This is a genomic window from Pelagerythrobacter sp. Soil_C_18 (genome assembly GCF_057657235.1).
Window position 1 is genome coordinate 202,114 of the sequence record NZ_JBDGIU010000004.1, and the last position, 20,592, is coordinate 222,705.

At 64.9% G+C, this 20,592-nt stretch carries 11 protein-coding genes; 2 read left to right on the forward strand and 9 right to left on the reverse strand.

Features of this window, described 5'->3' with window-relative positions; translation table 11 throughout:
- Positions 1-2 precede the first annotated feature (2 nt).
- The 9 genes from AC3A5N_RS11230 to AC3A5N_RS11270 form a co-directional block, all read right to left on the reverse strand.
- A complete protein-coding gene (locus AC3A5N_RS11230; protein ID WP_487737411.1) occupies positions 3-2,336 on the reverse strand; it encodes a GH92 family glycosyl hydrolase in 2,334 nt (777 codons plus the stop codon).
- A gap of 13 nt (positions 2,337-2,349) precedes the next feature.
- Positions 2,350-3,783: a glycoside hydrolase family 125 protein gene (locus AC3A5N_RS11235; protein WP_487737412.1), complete on the reverse strand. Its 1,434-nt coding sequence runs from the start codon at positions 3,781-3,783 to the stop codon at positions 2,350-2,352.
- A gap of 35 nt (positions 3,784-3,818) precedes the next feature.
- Positions 3,819-6,137 carry a GH92 family glycosyl hydrolase gene (locus tag AC3A5N_RS11240; protein WP_487737469.1) on the reverse strand — a complete coding sequence of 773 codons (2,319 nt, stop codon included), beginning with the start codon at positions 6,135-6,137 and terminating at the stop codon, positions 3,819-3,821.
- A gap of 63 nt (positions 6,138-6,200) precedes the next feature.
- A complete protein-coding gene (locus tag AC3A5N_RS11245) occupies positions 6,201-7,262 on the reverse strand; it encodes a glycoside hydrolase family 43 protein (RefSeq protein WP_487737413.1) in 1,062 nt (353 codons plus the stop codon).
- A gap of 126 nt (positions 7,263-7,388) precedes the next feature.
- Positions 7,389-10,376: a TonB-dependent receptor gene (locus AC3A5N_RS11250; RefSeq protein WP_487737414.1), complete on the reverse strand. Its 2,988-nt coding sequence runs from the start codon at positions 10,374-10,376 to the stop codon at positions 7,389-7,391.
- A gap of 189 nt (positions 10,377-10,565) precedes the next feature.
- Positions 10,566-12,512 (reverse strand): glycoside hydrolase family 2 protein, encoded by a 1,947-nt coding sequence (locus tag AC3A5N_RS11255; protein WP_487737415.1) that lies wholly within the window; start codon positions 12,510-12,512, stop codon positions 10,566-10,568.
- A 23-nt stretch (positions 12,513-12,535) separates the two neighbouring features.
- On the reverse strand, positions 12,536-14,926 hold the full coding sequence (locus AC3A5N_RS11260; protein WP_487737416.1) for a GH92 family glycosyl hydrolase: 2,391 nt from the start codon (positions 14,924-14,926) through the stop codon (positions 12,536-12,538).
- A 217-nt stretch (positions 14,927-15,143) separates the two neighbouring features.
- On the reverse strand, positions 15,144-16,346 hold the full coding sequence (locus AC3A5N_RS11265) for an ROK family transcriptional regulator (protein WP_487737417.1): 1,203 nt from the start codon (positions 16,344-16,346) through the stop codon (positions 15,144-15,146).
- A 74-nt stretch (positions 16,347-16,420) separates the two neighbouring features.
- Positions 16,421-17,776 (reverse strand): MFS transporter, encoded by a 1,356-nt coding sequence (locus tag AC3A5N_RS11270; protein WP_487737418.1) that lies wholly within the window; start codon positions 17,774-17,776, stop codon positions 16,421-16,423.
- 244 nt (positions 17,777-18,020) lie between these two features.
- On the opposite strand from AC3A5N_RS11270, the gene AC3A5N_RS11275 reads away from it, so the two are divergent.
- Both AC3A5N_RS11275 and AC3A5N_RS11280 read left to right on the forward strand, forming a co-directional pair.
- Positions 18,021-18,827, forward strand: coding sequence for a type I phosphomannose isomerase catalytic subunit (locus tag AC3A5N_RS11275; RefSeq protein ID WP_487737419.1), 807 nt, complete (start codon positions 18,021-18,023; stop codon positions 18,825-18,827).
- 454 nt (positions 18,828-19,281) lie between these two features.
- The coding region (locus AC3A5N_RS11280) for a BapA/Bap/LapF family prefix-like domain-containing protein (protein ID WP_487737420.1) at positions 19,282-20,592 on the forward strand (1,311 nt) is incomplete at its 3' end.

The window sequence follows — 20,592 nt, forward strand, 5'->3', positions numbered from 1 at the left end:
AATCATGATGGATTTCCGGCCGCTCGCCCGAAGGAGGGCGGACGATCCGCCACGGCCGTACCGAAGCGCGACGGCTGCGCGCCCATCTCGAACACCAGCTCGCCGCCCTTGGCGAGCTCGGCATGGTCGATCCAGTTGCGGGTCCAGGACTTGCCGTTCCATCGGACCGACTGGACGTAAGGCGCGCTCGGTCCATTGCCCGGAGCGCGCACGCGCAGGGTCTTGCCGCCGCCGAGGTCCATCTCGGCCTCGTCGAACAGCGGCGAGCCGAAGACGTAGGCGGCGCTCACCGGATCGACCGGGTAGAAGCCGAGCGCGGACATGATGAACCAGGCGCTCATTTGGCCGCAGTCGTCGTTGCCGATCACGCCATCCGGGTCGGCCTTGTACATCTCGGTCAGCAGGCGGCGGACCATCGCCTGCGTCTTATGCGGCGCGCCGGCATAGGCGTAGAGATAGGCGACGTGGTGGTTGGGCTCGTTGCCGTGGGCATATTGCCCGACCAGCCCTGAGATGTCGGGCGGCGCATTGTCGGGCAGGGTCGACGGCGCGTTGAACAGGTCGTCGAGCTTCTTCTCGAACGCAGCGTCGCCGCCGAACAGCTCGATCTGGCCGTAGATGTCGTGCTGGTTGAGGAACGTCGCCTGCCAGCCGTTCGCCTCGGTATAGTCGCGCCACCACGGCTCGGGCATGTGACCGATCTGGATCGGATCGTAGGGCGCCCACCAAGTTCCGTCGGAGAACTTGGGCCGCGCGAAGCCGATCGAGGCGTCGAGCACGTTGCGATAGTTGAGGCTGCGCTTGCGCAGCGCCTCGGCATCGTCGTGCGCGCCAGCCGCTTCGGCCAGAACGACCATAGCCCAGTCGTCGTAGGCATATTCCTGCGTGCGGCTGACCGATTCCCATACTTTGTCGGCGGGAATGTAGCCGAGGTCGTAGTAATGGCCGCGGCCAAGCGAGCTGGGGCTGTCCTTGAACTCACGGTCGAATGCGCGCTTGCGGACGTTGGGCCAGGCGGCGGCATAGTCGGCCTCGATGCCCTTTACCTTTGCTTCGGCGAGCGTGACCACCGAGTGCCAGCCGATCATCGTGCCGGTCTCGACGCCCTGGAGCGGCCAGACGGGCGGTCCATAGGGGCTCTGCTCCGTCTGCCGGATCAGGTCGCGGGTGAAGACCGCCGCACGCTCGGGCTGCACCAGCGTCAGCAGCGGGTGGAGCGTGCGATAAGTGTCCCACAGCGAATAGGTGCTGAAGGCCGCTTCCCCTTGGGGCGCCTGATGCTCTTCCCCGTCGAGGCCGATGTAGCGGCCGTCCCGGTCGGTGAAGAGCGTGGGGGCGAGGAAGGCATGGTAAAGCGCGCTCGCCATGATCGTGCGCTGCGCCTCGGTGCCGCCTTTCACGCGCACGCAACCCAGTTCGCGTGCCCAGGCGGCGCGAGCGGCCTTGCATGCGCCGTCGAAGTCCCAGCCGGGCGCCTCGGCCGCCAGTGCGGCTTTCGCGCCTTCGACCGAGACGCCCGAGAGGCCCGTCTTGATCAGGATTGGATCACCGCCGGCATCGTCGAAGAACAGCGCGACCTTGAGGGTCCTGCCCTGGACCCCGGCCGAGCCTTCCATCGCAGGCGTGTCGCCGTCGTCGAAGAACTGGACACGGTCGGGCTTGCGGGACAGCTCCATCGCGAAATGGATGTGGCGTCCCTTGGCCCAGCGGTTGACCTGGCGGTGGCCGGTCAGCATCCCGTCGGGCTGGAGCAGGAGCGAGGCCTGCTCGATCAGCGCGCCCGTGTCCCAATCGTCGAGGATCATGTGCGCGAAGTCGATCAGGATATGCCCCGGCCCGCTGGGGAAGCGGTAGCGATGGAGGCCACACCGTTCGGTGACCGTCAGCTCCGCCTGAACGCCCGATTCGAGGAGCACGCGGTAGTAGCCGGGCTCGGCGAACTCGTCGGTGAAGCGCTGGCGATAGCCGGTGTCGGGGCTGCCGAGCTTGCCGGGGGTCAGCTCCAGCTCGCCGCGCGTGGGCACCACCAGCACGTCGAGCATGTCGCCGATGCCGGTGCCCGAGAGGTGTGTGTGGGAGAAGCCCATGATCGAGCCGTCGGTGTCGTGATAGCCCGAGCAGGCGTCCCACCGCGCGTTGTCGGTATCGGGGCTGAGCTGCGCCATACCGAAAGGCAGCGAGGCGCCGGGGAAGGTATGGCCATGCCCGCCCGTGCCGACGAACAGGTTCGGCCTGCCCGCGCTCGGCGCCTGCGCCCAGGCGGTGCGCGGAGCGAGGCCCGCCAGAGCGGTGAAACCGGTTCCGGCGAGCAGTTGACGGCGACTGGTACGCAGCATGGGTCCCTCTCCGTTAGATACGGCCGGCGATCAGCGCCGGCTTGCGGCGGTCCAGATCGAGGATCAGGTCGCCGAACAGGCCGTTCGCCCAGGCGAACCAGCTGCGCGTGAAGTTGGCCGGATCGTCCTTGTGGAAGGACTCGTGCATGAAGCCGGTGCCGCCATGCGTGGTCTTGAGCCACTTGAGGCACTGGCGGATTTCGGCGTCGTCGTCGCTCAGCAGACCGCGAGTGATGATCGACATCGGCCAGACCATGTCCATGCCGATGTGCGGCCCGCCGATCCCTTCCGCCGCCGTTCCCTTGAAGAAATAGGGGTTGCGCTCGGACCAGGCGAGATCGGCGGTGCGGCGGTAGAGCGGATCGTTGCGATCGGCCGAGCCAAGCAGCGGTAGAGCGGACAGGCTGGGGACGTTGGCGTCGTCCATGAAGATGGCATTGCCGTAGCCGTCGACCTCGTAGGCCCAGACTTCGCCGCCCTTGCCGTCGGACATCTTGCCATGGGCGTGGAGCGCGGCCTCGACCTCACTCGCAAGCGCTTCGCAGTCGCGGGCGAAGGCCGCGTCGTTGCGCGTGTCGCGCAGCACCGCCGCCAGCATGCGCAGCGCCGAAACGGCGAACAGGTTCGACGGGATCAGGAACGGGAAGCGGCAGGCATCGTCCGACGGGCGGAAGCCCGAATGGATCAGCCCAACCTTGCGCGTCGGTGCGCCGTAGCCGCCGAACATCAGCGTCTCGGTCGGCGATTTGTCGACCCGCTGGAAGTGATAGGGCCCCGGTCCGTCCTTGCGCTGCTGAACGCGCAGGGTGTCGACCGCGGTGCGCATCGCTTCCGCCCAGACGTCGTCGAACGGCGCCTTGTCGCGCGTGTTCGTCCAGTAACCGTGCGCGAGGCGCATCGGGTAGCAGAGCGAGTCGATCTCCCACTTCCGCTCGGCCACGCCCGGCTTCATGTCGGTCAGATCGTTGATCGCTGGTAGGTTCGACTTGGCATTCGGATCGTGCGTGTAGGCGTTGGCATACGGATCGATCAGGATGCAGCGCGCCTGACGCTGGATCGCGCCGTGGAACAGCCGGCGAAGCTCAGGATCCTCACCGGTCAGATGCACGTAGGTCTGGAGCTGCGCCGAGCTGTCGCGCAGCCACATCGCATTGATATCGCCGGTGATGACGAAAGTGTCGGGCTTGCCGCCCACCTGCCCTGCGAACACGGTCGTATCGAGGGTGTTCGGGTAGCAGTTCTCGAACAGCCAGGCGAGTTCGGGGTCGCCGATCTTCGCCTTCACCCGCGCGATCTCGGCCTCGACGGCCTTGCTGGTGAAGCGGCGCTGGGCCTTCGGGGGGCGCTGCGACACCCCCTGCTGGGCGGCCATGGCGGCGCCGGGCAGCGTCGCCGCCACGGCAAGGGCACCTGCACTCGACAGCATGTCGCGGCGGCTGAGGTTCATCACGGTCTCTCCCACTGGTTTTCGATGCGCCGCGGTCACTGACCGGCAGGCGCGCTCATCGAGAAGGGCGCGGCATCCTGGCCGGTGCCCCATTGCTTGTTGGGTTCGGGTCCCATCACGAAAGTGAGCGTGCCGCCCTGCTGCAGCGCCTCGCGGTCGAGCCAGGTCACCTCGTGCGGCTGGCCGTTGAACGTCACCGACTGGATGTAGACGTTCTCGTCGCTGTTGTTCTCGGCGATGATCGCCAGCGCCTTGCCATTGGGCATGGTCAGGTCGACCCGGTCGAACAGCGGACTGCCGATCGCGTACTCGCCGACCGCCGGCGTCACCGGGTAGAAGCCGAGCGCGGAGAAGACGTACCAGGCCGAAGTCTGGCCGTTGTCCTCGTCGCCCGGGTAGCCGATCGGCCCGTGCGAGTAGAGCTTCTCCAGCACGTTGCGCACATGGTACTGCGTCTTCCACGGTGCGCCGGCCCAGTCGTAGAGATAGATCATGTGCTGGATCGGCTGGTTGCCATGGGCATATTGGCCCATGTCGACGATCTGCATCTCGCGGATCTCGTGGATCGTCTGGCCGTAGTAGCTGTCGTCGAAGATCGGCGGCGTGGTGAAGATCGAATCGAGCCGCTCGATGAACTTCTGGTCTCCACCCATCAGATCGATGAGACCTTGGACGTCCTGCATCACCGACCAGCTGTAGTGTAGCGAATTGCCTTCGGTGAAGGCATCTCCCCACTTGTACGGATTGAACGGCGTGGCCCAGCTGCCGTCCTGGTTGCGGCCGCGCATCCAGCCGCTCTCAGCGTCATAGAGATTGCGGTAGTTCTGTGCCTGCTTGGCGTACTTCTGGGCATCCTCGGTCTTCCCGAGTGCCGCTGCGAGCCGCGATAGCGCGAAGTCGGCCGTCGCATATTCGAGCGTACGCGCGGCATTCTCGTTGATGCCGACGTCGTAGGGCACGTAACCGAGGCGGTTGTAGTACTCGACGCCTTCGCGCCCGACTGCGTTGATGACCCGCCCCCGGTCGTCGCGCGGACGGCCTTCGGACGTGGTCGCGTTCTTGACCATCGCCTCGTAGAGCTTCTCGACATCGAAGCCGCGCACGCCGTTGAGGTAGGTGTCGGCGATGATGATTGCCGAGTTCGAGCCGATCATCACGTTGCGGTGGCCGGGGCTCGCCCACTCGGGAAGCCAGCCCGACTCCTCGTAAGTGTTGACCAGCCCCTGCATCACCTTGCTGTCGAAGTCGGGATACATCAGCGCGAAAAAGGGGAAGACCGCGCGCCAGGTGTCCCAGAAGCCGTTGTCGGTGTAGAGATAGCCGTCTTCGACCTTGCCGTTGTACGGGCTGTAGTGGACGGTCTTCCCGTCGGCCGTGATCTCGTGCAGCGGCCGCGGGAACAGCAGCATGCGGTAGAGCGCCGAGTAGAACGTCTTGCGGTTGTCGATGTCGGAATCGGTCACGCGGATGCGCGAGAGTTCCTTCTCCCACTCGGCGCGTGCTGCGGCTTCGGTCTGTTCGAAGCTCTTGCCGCCGACTTCGCGCTCGAGGTTGAGCAGCGCCTGCTCCGGGCTGATAAAGGACGAGGCGACCTTGACGCCGACCTGATCGCCCTTCTCGGTCTTGAAGCTGACGACTGCGCCGACGTGACCGCCTTCGCTCTTCAGATCGTCGTGCAACTGGAAGTTCTCGTCCCAGGTCCGCGTGACGGTGAAGTCCCGGTCGAACTCGAGCACGAAGTAGTTGTGGAAGTTCTCGGGCACGCCGCCGCTATTGTTGCGGACATAGCCGGTGATGCGGCGACGCCTCGGATCGACCGTCACCATCGAGCCTTCGTTGTAGGCGTCGAGGACGATGTGCGCGTCGTCGCTTTCGGGGAACGTGAAGCGGAACTGCGCCGCGCGGCTGGTCGGCACGACCTCCGCCGTCACGTCATGATCCGCGAGATAGACCTGGTATTTGTAGGGCTTGCTCACCTCGGCCATGTGGCTGAACCACGAGGCGCGCTCTTCCTGCTTGATGCGAACCGGGCCGGTTACCGCCATCAGCTCGAACGCGGCATAGTCGTTCATCCACGGGCTGGGCTGGTGGGTCTGCTTGATGCCGCTGATCTTGTGCGCATCGTAGGTATAGCCCCAACCGCTGCCCATCTCGCCCGTCACCGGAGTCCAGAAGTTCATGCCCCACGGCACCGCGACGGCGGGATAGGTGTTGCCGTAGGACAGCGCGAACTCGCTGTCGGTGCCCATCAGCGGGTTGACGAGATCGACCAGCGCCTCGCCTTCGCCCGCGCTCGGTTGCGCGCTCTGGGCGGCGGCGGGCAGCGGCAGCGAGAGGCTGACCGCAAGCAGCATTGTGGTCGCGCGGCGCAGCGTGCGGCTCAGGCTGTTTCTCAAGGTTTCCCTCCCCATCATCGTTTAGTCCGAACCTGCCGCCGCGAACGGCCGCGGGTCGACTCCTTCGTTGGTCATCACGACCGGACGGATCGTCCCGTCCTCGTTGAAATACATGCGATCGATCGCGATCTGCCGGTGCTCGCCCCGATCGGTGTCGAGCGGACGGCGGTGGTAGGCGATATACCACTCATCGGTCCCCGGCACATTGACCACCGAGTGGTGGCCCGCGCCGCGCGCGATGCTGAAATCCTGCTCGAGAATGACGCCCTTGGGCTCGAACGGCCCGGTCGGGCTCGGCCCCATCGCGTAGGCGACGCGGTAGTCGGGGCCGGTCCAGCCCCCTTCGGACCACATCAGGTAGTAGATGCCGTTCCGCTCGACCATGAACGACCCCTCGACATAGCCGGGAGGGGTGATCTCCTTGAACATCGTGCCGTCCTCGAACGGCACGATCGAGGTCAGGTCGTCGCCCAGGCGCACGACGTTGCAGTGCTTCCAGCCGCCATAATAGAGGTAGTGCTGGCCGTCCTTGTCGCGGAACACGAACTGGTCGATCGGCTGCGCGCCGTTGTGGAATTTGCCGATGAGCGGCTTGCCGATCGCGTCCTTGAACGGCCCGGCGGGGCTGTCGCTGACCGCGACGCCGATCCCGCCGAGCTCGTCGTCCGACTGGATGTCGTTGGCGCCGAAGAACAGGTAATATTTGCCGTCCTTCTCGATCGCCGACGGCGCCCAGACCGCGTAGGCGGCCCACTCGACGTTCTCGACGTCGAGGACGTGACTGTGCTTGGTCCAGTTGACCAGGTCGGGCGAAGAGAACGCGTTGAAGAAGGTTTGGATGTAGTATGAAGGCCGCAGCGCCTGCTGCTGGCGCAGTTCCTGCTGCTTCTCGCTGAAATGCTCCGACACGTCGGGCGTCTCGGTATGATCCGAGTACGTCGGATAGATCCAGTAGCGGTCACCGAAGACCCGAATTTCGGGATCGGCATACCATCCCGGAACGACCGGGTTCTCGGCCGCTGCGGGGCCGCCCCAGACAAGCGTCGCCGCAACCAGAACCGACTTCAACCAACCGCGCGTCACGACCCTCTCCTTGCCCGCTGATCCGAGCGGACGATGTAGTGATAATCTCGACTCTCCCTTACCCCGAAAAAGGGGGGTGGCTCCTTTCGGAGCCACCCAGGGGGGAGAGAATGGCAGGTGCCTGCCTCAGAAGTTGTAGGACAACCCAATGTAGGCACGCCGACCGAAGTAGTTGTTCCGGTAGAAGCGATCGTCGGTGTCGTTGCCGAGATGCATGCTCTCCTCCGACTTGGTCAGATTGATGACCGCGGCGGTGAGGAGCAGGTTGTCGAACAACTCGTACGATGCGTTGATATCCACCTGATCGTAGGGGTCCGTATAGACGTTCAGGCCCGACGAGAGACCGCCCACAACTTCGCCCCGGCGGTTGTACGATGCGCGCAGAAGCAGCCGGTCGGTTTCGTAGAATACCGAAGCGTTGAGCTGCGTCTTTGAGCTTCCGACCAGTGCGGACTCGCCGACCTTCTCGCCGTCGAGCGTGATATCGGCGACCGAGGTGTCGTTGTAGGTGAAGTTCACCTGCGCACCTAGGCCGAAGGGCAGTGTGTGCTGGGCGTAGACTTCGATACCCTGCGACACAGCGTTCGATCCATTTGCAACCGTCGAGTAGGGCTGGATCAGCACCTGCTCACCAGCCACTTCGCGCGTCACGTCGAGCACCAGCGGCACGATGAAGTCAGACACGTCCTTGCGGAACACCGTCGCGCCGACCACCGAACCAGGCTGGAAGTACCACTCGATGCCGAGATCGTACTGCCAGGCTGAGAAAGGCTTCAGGTCGGCATTGCCGCCGCTGCCGGACCAGCCCGCGAACTCGCCGAACTCGCCCCGATCAAAGGCATATGCTTCGGAGCGATAGGTGAGCGAGCGTGCCGATGCGAGATCGCCGAACGATGGCCGAGCGATGACCTTGGCGACTGCACCGCGTACCAGCAGTGTGTCAGTGACTTCGTAGACGAGGTTCAGGCTCGGAAGCCAATCGGTATAGCTCTTCGATTCCTGGACCCGCGTGTTGACGATTTCCCGACGTTCTTCGAGCGGGATCACCTCGCAGTTGCCGTCGGGCCCCAGAGGCTTGTCGGGATCGAACGGGCCGCCAGGCCCATCGACGCAATAATCGTTGAGATACTCGAGGCGATCTGAGGTCACTCCAGACTGCTTGGTGTTCGCCATCCGCAAGCCGATGTTGCCCCGCAGACCACCTGTCTGGAAGTTCGCCTGGACGTAACCGGCCCAGACGCGTTCGGTGATGTTGTAGAGGTTGTTTGGCTCCGGCACCCGCACTGAGGGGCCGTAGGTCGAGTTGATGTAATCCAGGTAACGATTGAAATCGATGCCCGGGAACAGGTTAGCATTGAAACCGCCGATGATGTTGCCCATCGGCTGATCATAGAAGTATTCTGGCCGTGCGATCGCGCCTTCCGGCGTATCCTGATAGCGGAGTTCGGTTGCCGGATCGGCGTACCATTCGTTGCGGCCGGTCTCGCGCCGGATGTCCAGTTCCCGCCACTTCGCGCCAACCTGAATCGAGCTCAGGAAGCTGTCGAAGTGCCGAGTCATATCGAGCTGCGCATAACGCTGCTCGAGCTCGCTGTTGGTGAAGCCGGAACCGGTCGAGCCGATATCGATCTGCGCGATACCGTTCTTGATGTTCTCCTGCAGCTCCGGCGAGAACTCCATGTTCAAATTGCCGCCCGTGATATCCCAGGCGCTGTAGAAGTTGCCGTTCTGCTCCGCGCCGCTGGTTGTCAGACGCGGCTTGGCGGCAACGCCGAACCGCATTGACGGTCCGCCGGTGGCCTTCGTCTTGCCGAACTTCGCCACTGCCTCGAAGTTGTCGCCTTCGTATGCCACCTCGGTTTCGAAGGTGTTCGAGACCTGCTTCTCACGGCTGTAAGTGCCGGCGATCTGCGGCGTCTCCATCGTGCATGGCGTGGCATTGGCGAGGCACTCCGTTCCGGCCGGCGGCACTTCGAACGCAGCCGACTGGAAGATCGTCCCGCTCGGATCGAACGTCGGGCCGGTGAAGAAGTTGCCGTAGCCCCACTCGGGAATCTTCAGCACGTTGCTGACGAAGTCGCTGCTGTACTCGAAGCGGAAGTAGTTCGAGGTGACGGTGACATTGTCGAACGGCCGCACCTGCAGGGTCGCCTGGATGCCGTAACGCTCGCGCTTTTGGTCGAACACCTCGGTGTTCACCGACTGCGGCGCCCAGTAGCCCGAGTAGTGCTCGCCGTCGCGCGTGGTCACGCCCTGACCGGGCCAATAGGAGATGGCGTCGTCGTTCGCGAAGGGATTGCCGTTGACGTCGGTGGCCGGCGTGATGATGTTGCCATCCTCGTCACGATCGCTCCACCAGCGCCAGGTTTCGGTGTAACCGCGCAGTTCGCGGTTGGAACGCTCCTGGTAGACGCCGCCAACGAGGAAGCCGAGCGTCTCGGCGTCGTTCTTCCAGGATACCTGGGCGGCCAGCTGCGGCTCAAACTTTTCGGTCGTGTCGGAGTACGTGCCCTCGACCGAGGCGAACCCCGACCATGCGTCAAGGTCGAGCGGACGCCGCGTGTTGAGGATGATCGTACCCCCGACGCCGCCTTCCTCGAGCCGCGCTTCGGGCGACTTGTAGACTTCGGTGCTGGCGATGAAGGTCGACGGCAACATGACGTAATTGAACGAGCGCTGCGGATCGCCGCTGTCGGCGCCGGCAAGGAAGTTACCATTGAGCAACGTAAGGGTGAGACCCGGCTGCAGGCCGCGGATGCTGACCCGGCTGCCTTCACCGCCGTCGCGCGTGATCACCACACCGGGCACGCGCTGCAGCGCGTCGGCTACGTTCTTGTCGGGGAACTTACCGATGTCTTCGGCATTGATCACTTCGACGAGCGCGTTCGCCTCCCGCTTCTGGCGCAGACTTTCCTCGATCGAACCACGATAGCCAGTGACGACGATCTCACCCGAGGTACCGGCGGACTGCGCCTCGTCCTGCCCCTGTGCGGCGTCGTCCGCCGTCTGGGCATGCGCGGTACCGGCAAAGCCGACGATCATGCTCGCCGATAGCATCAATTCCCGTGCGAGCCGCCCGTTGCCGTAGCGCCGCGAAATCTGCCTGTCATTCATGTCGGTCGTTCCTCCCTACTGTTGTGGAGCTCGTGGCTCCCCTTCCTGTTCATCTCCGCGGCGCTTCGTCGGCTATGCCTTCGCGAGTCGGCGCGAAACTCCATCTCAGAATAAAAAAATCAAATTTCCAATAGAATTCACCGAGGGCTGCCGCATTCGCCTTGGCCTGTGGCGAATGCGCGCCACCCCTTAGGGATCGCCTCCTTCTTCCCAGAGCGGAGCTGCAATCTCCGCGAGGGTTTCCGGCGGTGCTTTCGGACGTGCCCGGTCGTAAGTGAGCAGGCCGTTGATCTCGTCCTCGACATCGGTGGTCTGGGTATAGACCGCAGCGCTGAGGCCGTGCTCCTTCGCCTGACGGATCACCGCGTCGAGCTTGCGGCGATAGCGGGCGATGTAGTCGGCTTCGTCCGTGGCCGTCTGATAACCCCAGTTGCGCTCGCTCTTACGCCAGAGATGCCCTTCGACCGGCAGGCCGATGCCGCCATATTCGCCGAGTACGATCGCGCGGTTGCTCTTGCGCTCGGGCGTCCTCGGCTCATCCTCGTAAGTGTGGATGTCGAACACGTCCGACACTTCTGGCGCGACATCGAGCCAGCCGCTGTCGGCATTGACCAGCCGGCCCGGATCGATGCCCCTCACCAGCTTGGTCAGAGTCTCCGAGTCGTACTGCCCCCAGCCTTCGTTGTTGATCACCCACATCACGATCGACGGGAAAGCGTGGAAGTCGCCGATCATGCGGGTGAGCTCATCCTGATGCTGCGCCATCGTGTCGGAAGAGAGCACCGCCTGACTTTTGCTCGTGCCGGTGACGAATTGGTCTTCGCCGCCGCCCGAGGGCATGTCCTGCCAGACCAGCATGCCGAGACGATCCGCATCGTAGTAGTAGCGCGCAGGCTCGGTCTTGATGTGCTTGCGGACCATGTTGAAGCCGGCCTTCTTGAGGAAGACCAGGTCGCTCACCATCGCCTCTTCCGAAGGCGGGGTGTAGAGCCCGTCCGGCCACCAGCCCTGGTCAAGCGTGCCGTGCTGGAAATACGGCTTGTTGTTGAGCAGGATCACGGGCTGGCCGTGTACCAACCCTGGGCCGATCGAGATCTTGCGCATGCCGAAGTAGGTTTCGACCCTGTCACGCGGCGCGCCGACGATTTGAGCTGCGGCATAGGTGTTCTGCTCGCGTTCGGTGAAGCGTGCATCGTAGGAGACGCGGTTGCGGTCCTCCATCCCGGCATAGGGATCCCGCACGGTGACGAGTTCAGCGGTCAGGTCGTAAAGGAACGGGTCCTCGGGCGACCAGAGCCGCGCGTCCGGGATTTCGAGGGTCGCATGGCGATTGGCGCGGATGATCGTGGACGCGATCGTCTTGCCGCCCGCACTCGCGGTCAGTCGCACCGCATCGGTATCCTCGGCCCAGCCGCTCAGCGCCACGTCGACTTCGATCACACCGCGGTCGATGTCGGGCGTGGCGCGCACGTCGGCGATGTGCAGCTTGGGCACCGGCTCGAGCCAGACCGTCTGCCAGATGCCGCTGACCGCGGTGTACCAGATGCCCGCGGGTTCGAGGATCTGCTTGCCTCGCGGCTGCGTGCCCGCGCTCGTCGGATCGGCGACCTGGATCAGCAGCTCGTTCTCGCCGCTGCGGAGGTAAGGGGTAATGTCCATGCCGAAGGCATCGAAGCCGCCCGTGTGTGAGCCGACCATCGCGCCGTTCACCCAGACATGCGCCTCGTAATCGACCGCGCCGAAATTCAGCATCACGTTCTGACCCGCCCAGTCGGGGGGAACGGTGAAGCTGCGGCGGTACCAGATCCGGTCTTCGGGGCCGACCCGGCGCGCAACGCCCGACAGGCGCGATTCGACCGCGAAGGGGACGAGAATCTGCCCATCCATCCGCTCCGGCCGCACCACGTCGGCCGAAGTGATCGCATAGTCCCACAGCCCATTGAGGTTGAGCCAGGCGTCGCGCTTGAGCTGCGGGCGCGGATAGCTGCGCCACGCGTTCTCGGGCGTGACCCCGCGGCCCCAGCTGGTCATCACCTCGCCGGTAAAGACCTTGTCGCCGGCCGGCTCCTGCGCCTGCAGCGTAGGCGCGGCGCCGAATCCCGCGACCGCGCAGAACAATGCCAGGAGTATCCGCATACCCGGGGCTCCGATCATCCGCTTCATCGTGCCGGCTCCGACATGGAGGGCGGCGCTGCATTCGGGGCGCTGCCCCAGTTCGGGTTGGGCTGCGGCCCCATCGTCAGCACCAGTTTCGCGCCGTCCTTGACGTCGTCGTGGCTGAACCACGGCTTGTTCCACGCCCGGCCGTTCAGCGTCGCCGACTGGATGTAGATGTTCTCGGCCGAATTGTTCTCGGCGACGATCTCCAGCGCCTTGCCGTTGCCCATGCTCAGGCTGACGGTATCGAACACGGGACTGCCGATGATGTAGTGCGGCGTGGAGGGATCGACGGGATAGAAGCCCATCGCACTCATTGCGTACCACGACGAAGTCGCGCCCTGGTCGTCCATGCCGGGATAACCGTAACCCGCGGCGTCGCTACCGTAGAGCGTGTCGAGGATTTCCCGCACCAGCTTCTGCGTCTTCCACGGCTGGCCGCTCCAGGCGTAGAGATAGGGGGCGTGCTGGTCGGGCTGATTGCCCTGCACGTACTGGCCCAGCATGCCGGTGCAATCGCGGCAGATGCCCTTCGGATTGTACGGCGTCTCGAAGAACTCATCCAGTTTGGCGTTGAACGCCTCGCGCCCGCCCAGCAGGTCGATGAGCCCCTGCACGTCGTGCGGCACCAGCCACAGCGTCGACCAGCCCGAGGCCTCCTTCATCATGAAGTTGTAGTAAGGCTCGCCCGGATCGAAGGGGGAGATCCAGTTCCCGTCCTCGGTCCGCCCGCGCATGAAGCCGGTCGAGCTGTCGAAGACGTTCCGGTAGTTGCCCGCACGCTGCAGGAGCATGCGGTAATCGTCCATCTTGCCGAGGCGGTGCGCCATCAGCGCCAGGGCGTGGTCGTCCCAGGCATATTCGAGCGTCTTGTCGGCGCCCGCCTTGCCGCCTGCGTAGGGGGGACTGGGATTGCCGTCGGGCACGATATCCGAGATCCAGCCCTTGGTCAGATACTCGTCCATGTAACCGCGCGGCCCTTCCGGGTCGGTCGCGTTCTTGCGGAGATATTCGTAAGCCGCCTCGTAGTCGAACGGGATGCCCCGCTCCATTGCGCCGAGGTAGAGGAACACCGCGTTGTCCCCGTGGAACGAGGTGTTCATGAACCCGCGCTCGCGCGCCATGTCGAGCTCGGAGCGCATGACGTCCTGCACCAGCTCGGGCTCCATCAGCTCGAGCAGCACGATCTGGTTGCGGCCGGTATCCCAGAACGGAACCGGGCTGTAGCGGTCGTAGGTCGCCGTCTTCACTTCGCCGTCGCGGCTGGTGAAGGTGTCGCCCTTCTCCGCGAGGAGGCGCGGGCTGGCGAAGGACTGGAACAGCGTCGAGTAGAACAGCTTGCGCTGCTTGGGCGTGCCGCCTGTCACCTGCACGCGGTCGAGGAGTTCCGCCCATTCCGCGCGCGCGGAATCGTGGACGCGCTGGAAGTCCCAGCCGGGATTCTCCTCGCGCAGGCGCTGCTCGGCTTCGGCATAGCTATTGCCGTGGGCGATCTTCATCAGCACCTGCTCGCCTTGGTCGGTGGCGAAGGTGATGTAGGCACCCGCATAGTTGCCCGAAATCTCGCGCCGGCCCGGTTCGACATCCTTGGTGCCGATGCCCCAGCCCTTGTCCTCCAGGTTCGCGCGGAACGTGCCGAGCGCCGCGAAGGGCTTGGAGAATTCGGCCACGAAATAGGGCCCGTCGGCGCTGCTCCGCTTCTCGGCCGAGACGCCGCGCACGGTCCGGTCGCCGATGATCTCGACCTCGCCGCCTTCCCGCGGCAGGTTGACGATCACGTTCGCCCGGTCGGTTTCGGGGAAAGTGAACCGCATCATGCTGGTCCACTGCGTCGCCGTCAGCTCCGCCTGGGTGCGGAAGGTGTCGAGATAGACCGAATAGTAGCCGGGCGAAGCCTTCTCCCGCGCCTTGTCGTAGTACGACGGGGTGTAGGCGGGCGGCACCGTCCAGTCGCCGACCACCGGCATGATGAACGGCTTGGCGTTGCCGCCGTAGGTGGCGCCGCCGCCGCCGGTGAAGGCGATCATCGTCGGGTTCGGATAGTGGTACGGCGCCGGGACGCCGTTCGGATAGGTGAGCTCGAGATTGACGTTGACGGGCGATGCCTCGACCGAACTGTGCGGCAGCCGCGCACCCGGCGAGGTCTGTCCGGAATAGAGCGGCTCGCCCGGCGGCGGCGCATTGCCGATCAGATCGCCGTCGTCCAGCGGGGCCGTGCCGACCAGCGGATCGGCCAGTTCGACGGGCTGACGATCGGATTGCGCGCTGTCGTGCGTCTGCGCCACGCTTGACGCACTGACGAGGCTGACGCCGGCCATGAGCAGCGCGATGGTCGGTGACCACTTTCCGATCCGCGGTGCGCGAAGCGCAGGGCGTGCATGATCGTTCCTCATTACGTGCTCCCTCTCCCAAGGGCCCATGACGGGGCCCCCTCGCCCGGACGGATTTGCTCCGTTCCGGACCTGTCGGGAGTGAGTCCTCAATTAATTAAATCATTTTGTCAAATGAAATGGTCGCCGTGGGTTTGATGCATGTTTTGCAGCGCCCACGCGCGCGGCTCCTGCGGTCAGGCAAGTGCGGCGGCAGACAATGTCAGGGGCCTGGCCGGCGCTAGACGCGCGCCGGGGCTTTCCAGAGGGCGTTCGGCTTGGGCAGCAGGAAATGGCTGAACGGCAGGATCGCCGCGCCGACTGCCGGCGCATCTTCGGCCAGCATCGCTCGCTTGATCGGCGCGAGCACCGGCGCGTTGGTCGCGCGCTGGCGCAGCAGAACGCTGAGCCGGTCGGCCAATCGGTCAACATAAGGACCGGGCAAACGTCCGCCAATCAGCACCGCGGCAGGATTGATCAGGCAGTTGATCGCAGTCAGCGGCTCGGTCAGCCGTTCGACGGCTTCCTCGATCCAGGCGTCCACGATCGGCTCAATCTTATCATTCCGCCCTTGCGACTGCAGCATGTCGACGATGCTGAAACCGACCGCCTCCAGCGGCCGGGAAAGGCCGGAGAGCGACACGAAGTTCTGTATCTGGCTGCGCCCCCCCCGGCCGTCGTCGCTCATCAGGAAGCCCATCTCCCCACTGCGCCCGTTCGCGCCGCGGAAGTAGGCCCCGTCGACCACCAGGCCGCCGCCGAGGGCGGACGAGATCAGCATATAGAAGAAGCTTGAGAAACCCTGGCCGAGGCCGAGCTGAAGTTCGCCCATAGCCGCTGCCGCGGCGTCGTTTTCCACGAACACGGGAAGGTTGAGCGGTTCGGCGAACAGGCTCGCGACATCCAGGTTCTCCCACTCGGCGTAGGCCGGGGGGCGCCCAGGCAGGTCGACCAGCCCGAGATCGTCGGGCTGGGCGATGCCCACCCCCACGAGCTGCGAAACGTCGATCTTCGCCTGCTTGAGGAGCTTGTCGACCGAATGCAGATAAAAGGACCTGACCTCGTCCGGCAGTGCGAATTCCACCTCGCGGGAGACGCGCGCGATCGTCTGGCCGAGGAAGTTCACCACCACGATCGTAACGTGGTCGCGGTCGATGTTGACGCCCAGCGCGTAGCAGGCGTTCGGATTGACAATCAGCTTGGCCGGCGGCTGTCCGCGTCCGCCGCGCAGACGCCCGGCTTCTTCGATAAGTCCTTCGGCGAGGAGGCGCTTGGTTATGTTTGCTATCGTTGCGTGTGTGAGGCCTGTAATGTTTGCCAGGTCGACCCGCGTGAGCGGCCCGTTGACGCGGATCGCGTGGAGCGTGACGCGCTGGTTGTGGTCCGCCGCACGCTCGAGATTGGTGCCGGACAGCCCGATGCGGGGGCGCTGAGCCTCGGTCATAGCCGGCCTCCGCGAACCCGCAAGCACTTGTAAATACAGTCAGATATCACGCACCAACCTCTTCTCGGGCTGCGTCAATGGGGCACGGCCGCGGCCGGCGCACGCGAGGGCGACTTCGCCCGCACGGCGGCGACCGCGAAAATGCAGATGAGGAGATAACACACCATCGGGACGCTGAAGGAGAACGAATATCCCGCCAGCTGCGAGACGCTGCCCGTCAGGACCGGAATGAAGGCTCCGCCGACGATCGCGGTGCAGAGCAGCCCCGAGGTCGCCGCCTGGCTCGCACTGGAGCGCTCGAGCGTCAGCGTGAAGATCGTCGGGAACATGATCGAGTTGAACAACCCGATGCCGAGCGCGACGAAGCCCGCCTGGACGCCGCCGATCAGCGCGACATAAGCGCAGGCCGCCGCGGCGATCGTCGAGAAGATCGCGAGCAGCCATCCTGCGTTGAACCGGGCGAGGAGGGCGGAGCCAATCAGGCGGCCGACCATCGCGCCGCCCCAGTAGAGCGACACCGCGCGGCCGGCTTCCTGAAGCGACACGCCGGGCGTGCCGTCGAGCTGCATGAAGCGAGCCAGCGCCCCGATCTCGGCAGGAGCGTCCGATCGCCCCCACACGTCCGGCGAATTCAGGAACAGCGCCATCTGCGTCCCGATCGCGACCTCCGCCCCGACATAGAGGAAGATCGCGAGGGCGCCAAAGATTGCCCACGGCGACTTCATCGTCTCGCGCAGAGTAGCGCCGATGCTGGTGGACACATCCGCCGCAGCCGCAGGCGCGGCACGGTCGACCCGCTTGCGCTGCAGGAAGAAGAACAGGAACAGCGCCGCGATCATCGCCGCGATCCAGAGGAACGCCGAATCGATGCCGGCGAGCGAGTTCCGCCGCGCCGCTTCGGTTACGGCCCCGCCGCCTTCGACGTGGACGCCTTCGAGGAACAGGGTCGCACCCAGATAGGGCCCGATGAAGGTGCCGACGCTGTTGAAGCTCTGGCTGAGTGTCAGCCGGAAGTGGCTGTACTTGGGATTGCCGAGCGCCGCCGCCAGCGGGTTCGCAGCGACCTGCAGGATCGTGATCCCGCTCGCGACGACGAACAGCCCGAGCAGCACGATCGCATAGCTGCCGGCATTCGTGGCGACGAGCATCACCAAGCACCCGGCCAGCATCGTCGCCAGCGCAATCAGGATCGAGGCGCCCGCTTGCCGGCGGTGGAGCAGCACGGCCGCCGGAAGCGAGACGAGGCCGTAGGCGATGAAGAACGCCGACGCCGACAACTGCGCCTCGACGTCGGTGAGCGTGAAGACGCCCTTCACCGCAGCGACCAGCGGATCGATCAACGAGGTGATGAAGCCCCAGGCGAAGAACAAGGTCGTGACCGCGAGGAAAGCCCCCAGGGTCGATCGCTGCGATGACGTCAAAGGGCGCACTCCTCGTCGCTTTATCCGGCCGGGCGGAGCCGGCGCAATCTGCTTGCCCCCCGCGGAGCCGATCCCGACGTAACCCGCCAGGCCCGCCGAGACCAGCGCGTTTACCCGGAGTTCGCCCGTTGCATAGCAAAATATCCCAAATGATTTGGATTATTCGTTCCGTGCCGCTACGTCCGCCTGCCCGTAAGACGACCATCGTAGCCAGTGCGACTCGCGACCGATTCGCATTTGGGGAGGAGTTGAGATGAAGCTTGTTGCGCGCCACGTCGAAAAGCCATGGGGCCGCACCACATTGCCGATTCCGATCGATGGCCACGAGGGCAGCGAGCGGATCGGGGAGATCTGGTTCACCCGCGACGACGCGGAGCCGATGCCACTGCTGGTCAAGCTGCTCTTCACCAGCGAGCGCCTCTCGATCCAGGTCCACCCCGACGACGAGCAGGCGCGGGACCGCGGGCTCGCCGCCGGCAAGACCGAATGCTGGTACGTGACCGCCGCCGAGCCCGGCGCCGTGCTGGGAATCGGCACGCGCGAGGCGCTGGACGGCGAGCGGCTGCGCGCGCTGGCGCTGGACGGCGGCATCGAGGAGATGATGGACTGGAAGCCGGTCCAGCCGGGCGACTTCTTCCTCATCCCCGCAGGCACGGTCCATGCGATCGGCGCGGGCGTGTCGCTGGTCGAAGTGCAGCAGAATTCCGACGTCACCTACCGGCTCTACGACTATGGCAGGCCGCGCGAGCTCCATTTGGAAGACGGCGTAGCCGTGTCGCGGGCGGAGCCATATGCCGGCGACCTCTTCCTGCGGACCGGCGACAGCCGGGCCGATTGCCAGCTCCTCGTGAAGAGCAGCCACTTCGCCGTGGCCAAGGGCACCGATGCTTCCGCCATCATGTCGCGCCTGGGCCCAGGTCCCGTGTGGATGGTGCCCATCGAAGGCGAGATAACCTGTGGCGCCGATCGCGCAGGGCCGGGCGAGTGCCTTCTGATCGAGGGAGAGGAGCCGGCCTTCGGCCCCGGGACGCTCGCCCTCGCCGCCAGCCAGTCCTTCTGAGCGCGATCCCGCCCGCCGCATCGGGTGCAGCAACCCGGCAGGCGACATGACGCGGATCCGCGCACGCCGGTGATCCGCGTAATCGCCTAACCCGCGAACCGCTGGAAACTCTGCGACTCGGCGGACCTTTCGGACATCCATTTGCGAGAGAATCTCGCGCCGAGACGGTGCGCGGGTGCGGTCTGCCGCGCCATCTTTGTGTGGTTCATCCATCATGCTGCACGTTTCGTCGCACAAAAGTCGTTGCCTGTCGCAGTAGAAAGAAAGTAACTATTCCGAAAACGGAACGACCGCCGTGACCCCGGTTGCTTATACAACCCCCGAGCTATAGATCCTATCTATAAGAAATGGCTATAGTTGCGTGTAGGACGTTAGTTTTACGCGGCTAACTGCTCGTTTCACTAAAACAACTATATTTAATACGCTTCCGTTACAGGAAACAGGGGAGTTGCACATGGCTGCCGAAGTTTACGACAAGGCTACTGGCGTGAGCCGTACCGTTGCACTGGACGCGATCGACCTGACTGGCCCCAGCATAGTCAAGCTGCAGCTCGAACGTGCCGACATCGCCAGTCTCGAACGCGAGGGCGATGACCTCCTGATCCGCCTCAAGTCCGGCGAAGTCATCCGGATGGCCAACTTCTATGCGCTGACCGACGACTATAGCGAAGTCGTGCTCGAAGAGGCTGACGGCTCCATGTGGGTCGCCCGGCCCGGAGACGGCGTGCAGTTCTACGAGCTCGGCGAAGTGGGCGATCTCTTCACCCAGGTCGCCGCTGAATCGGCCGGCGCATCGGGCTCGGGCGCCGGAATGATCCTGCCGCTCGTCGGCCTGCTCGGAGCCGCCGGAATCGCAGCGGCTGCCGGCGGCGGCGGTGGCAGCGACGGCCCTGACGATACGGACGCGGATGCAGATGCTGATGCTGACGCTGATGCAGATGCCGATGCTGACGCGGACGCGGATGCAGACGCAGACGCTGATGCCGACGCGGATGCAGACGCCGACGCGGATGCAGACGCGGACGCGGATGCAGACGCAGACGCAGACGCTGATGCCGACGCAGATGCCGATGCTGACGCTGATGCCGACGCCGACGCGGATGCAGATGCCGACGCTGATGCTGATGCCGATGCTGACGCGGACGCGGATGCAGACGCAGACGCTGATGCCGACGCGGATGCAGACGCCGACGCGGACGCGGATGCAGACGCAGACGCTGATGCCGACGCGGATGCAGACGCCGACGCAGACGCTGATGCCGATGCAGACGCCGACGCGGACGCCGACGCTGATGCCGACGCGGATGCCGACGCGGATGCAGACGCTGATGCTGATGCTGATGCGGACGCCGATGCTGATGCTGATGCTGATGCGGACGCCGATGCTGACGCAGACGCTGATGCAGACGCCGACGCGGATGCAGACGCCGACGCGGACGCCGACGCGGATGCAGACGCGGACGCGGATGCAGACGCAGACGCAGACGCTGATGCCGACGCCGATGCTGATGCGGACGCAGACGCAGACGCAGACGCAGACGCAGACGCAGACGCTGACGCGGATGCAGACGCCGATGCTGATGCGGACGCGGACGCAGACGCTGACGCGGATGCAGACGCCGATGCTGATGCGGACGCAGACGCCGACGCGGATGCAGACGCTGATGCGGACGCCGACGCGGATGCTGACGCCGATGCTGATGCGGACGCGGACGCAGACGCTGACGCGGATGCAGACGCCGATGCTGATGCGGACGCAGACGCC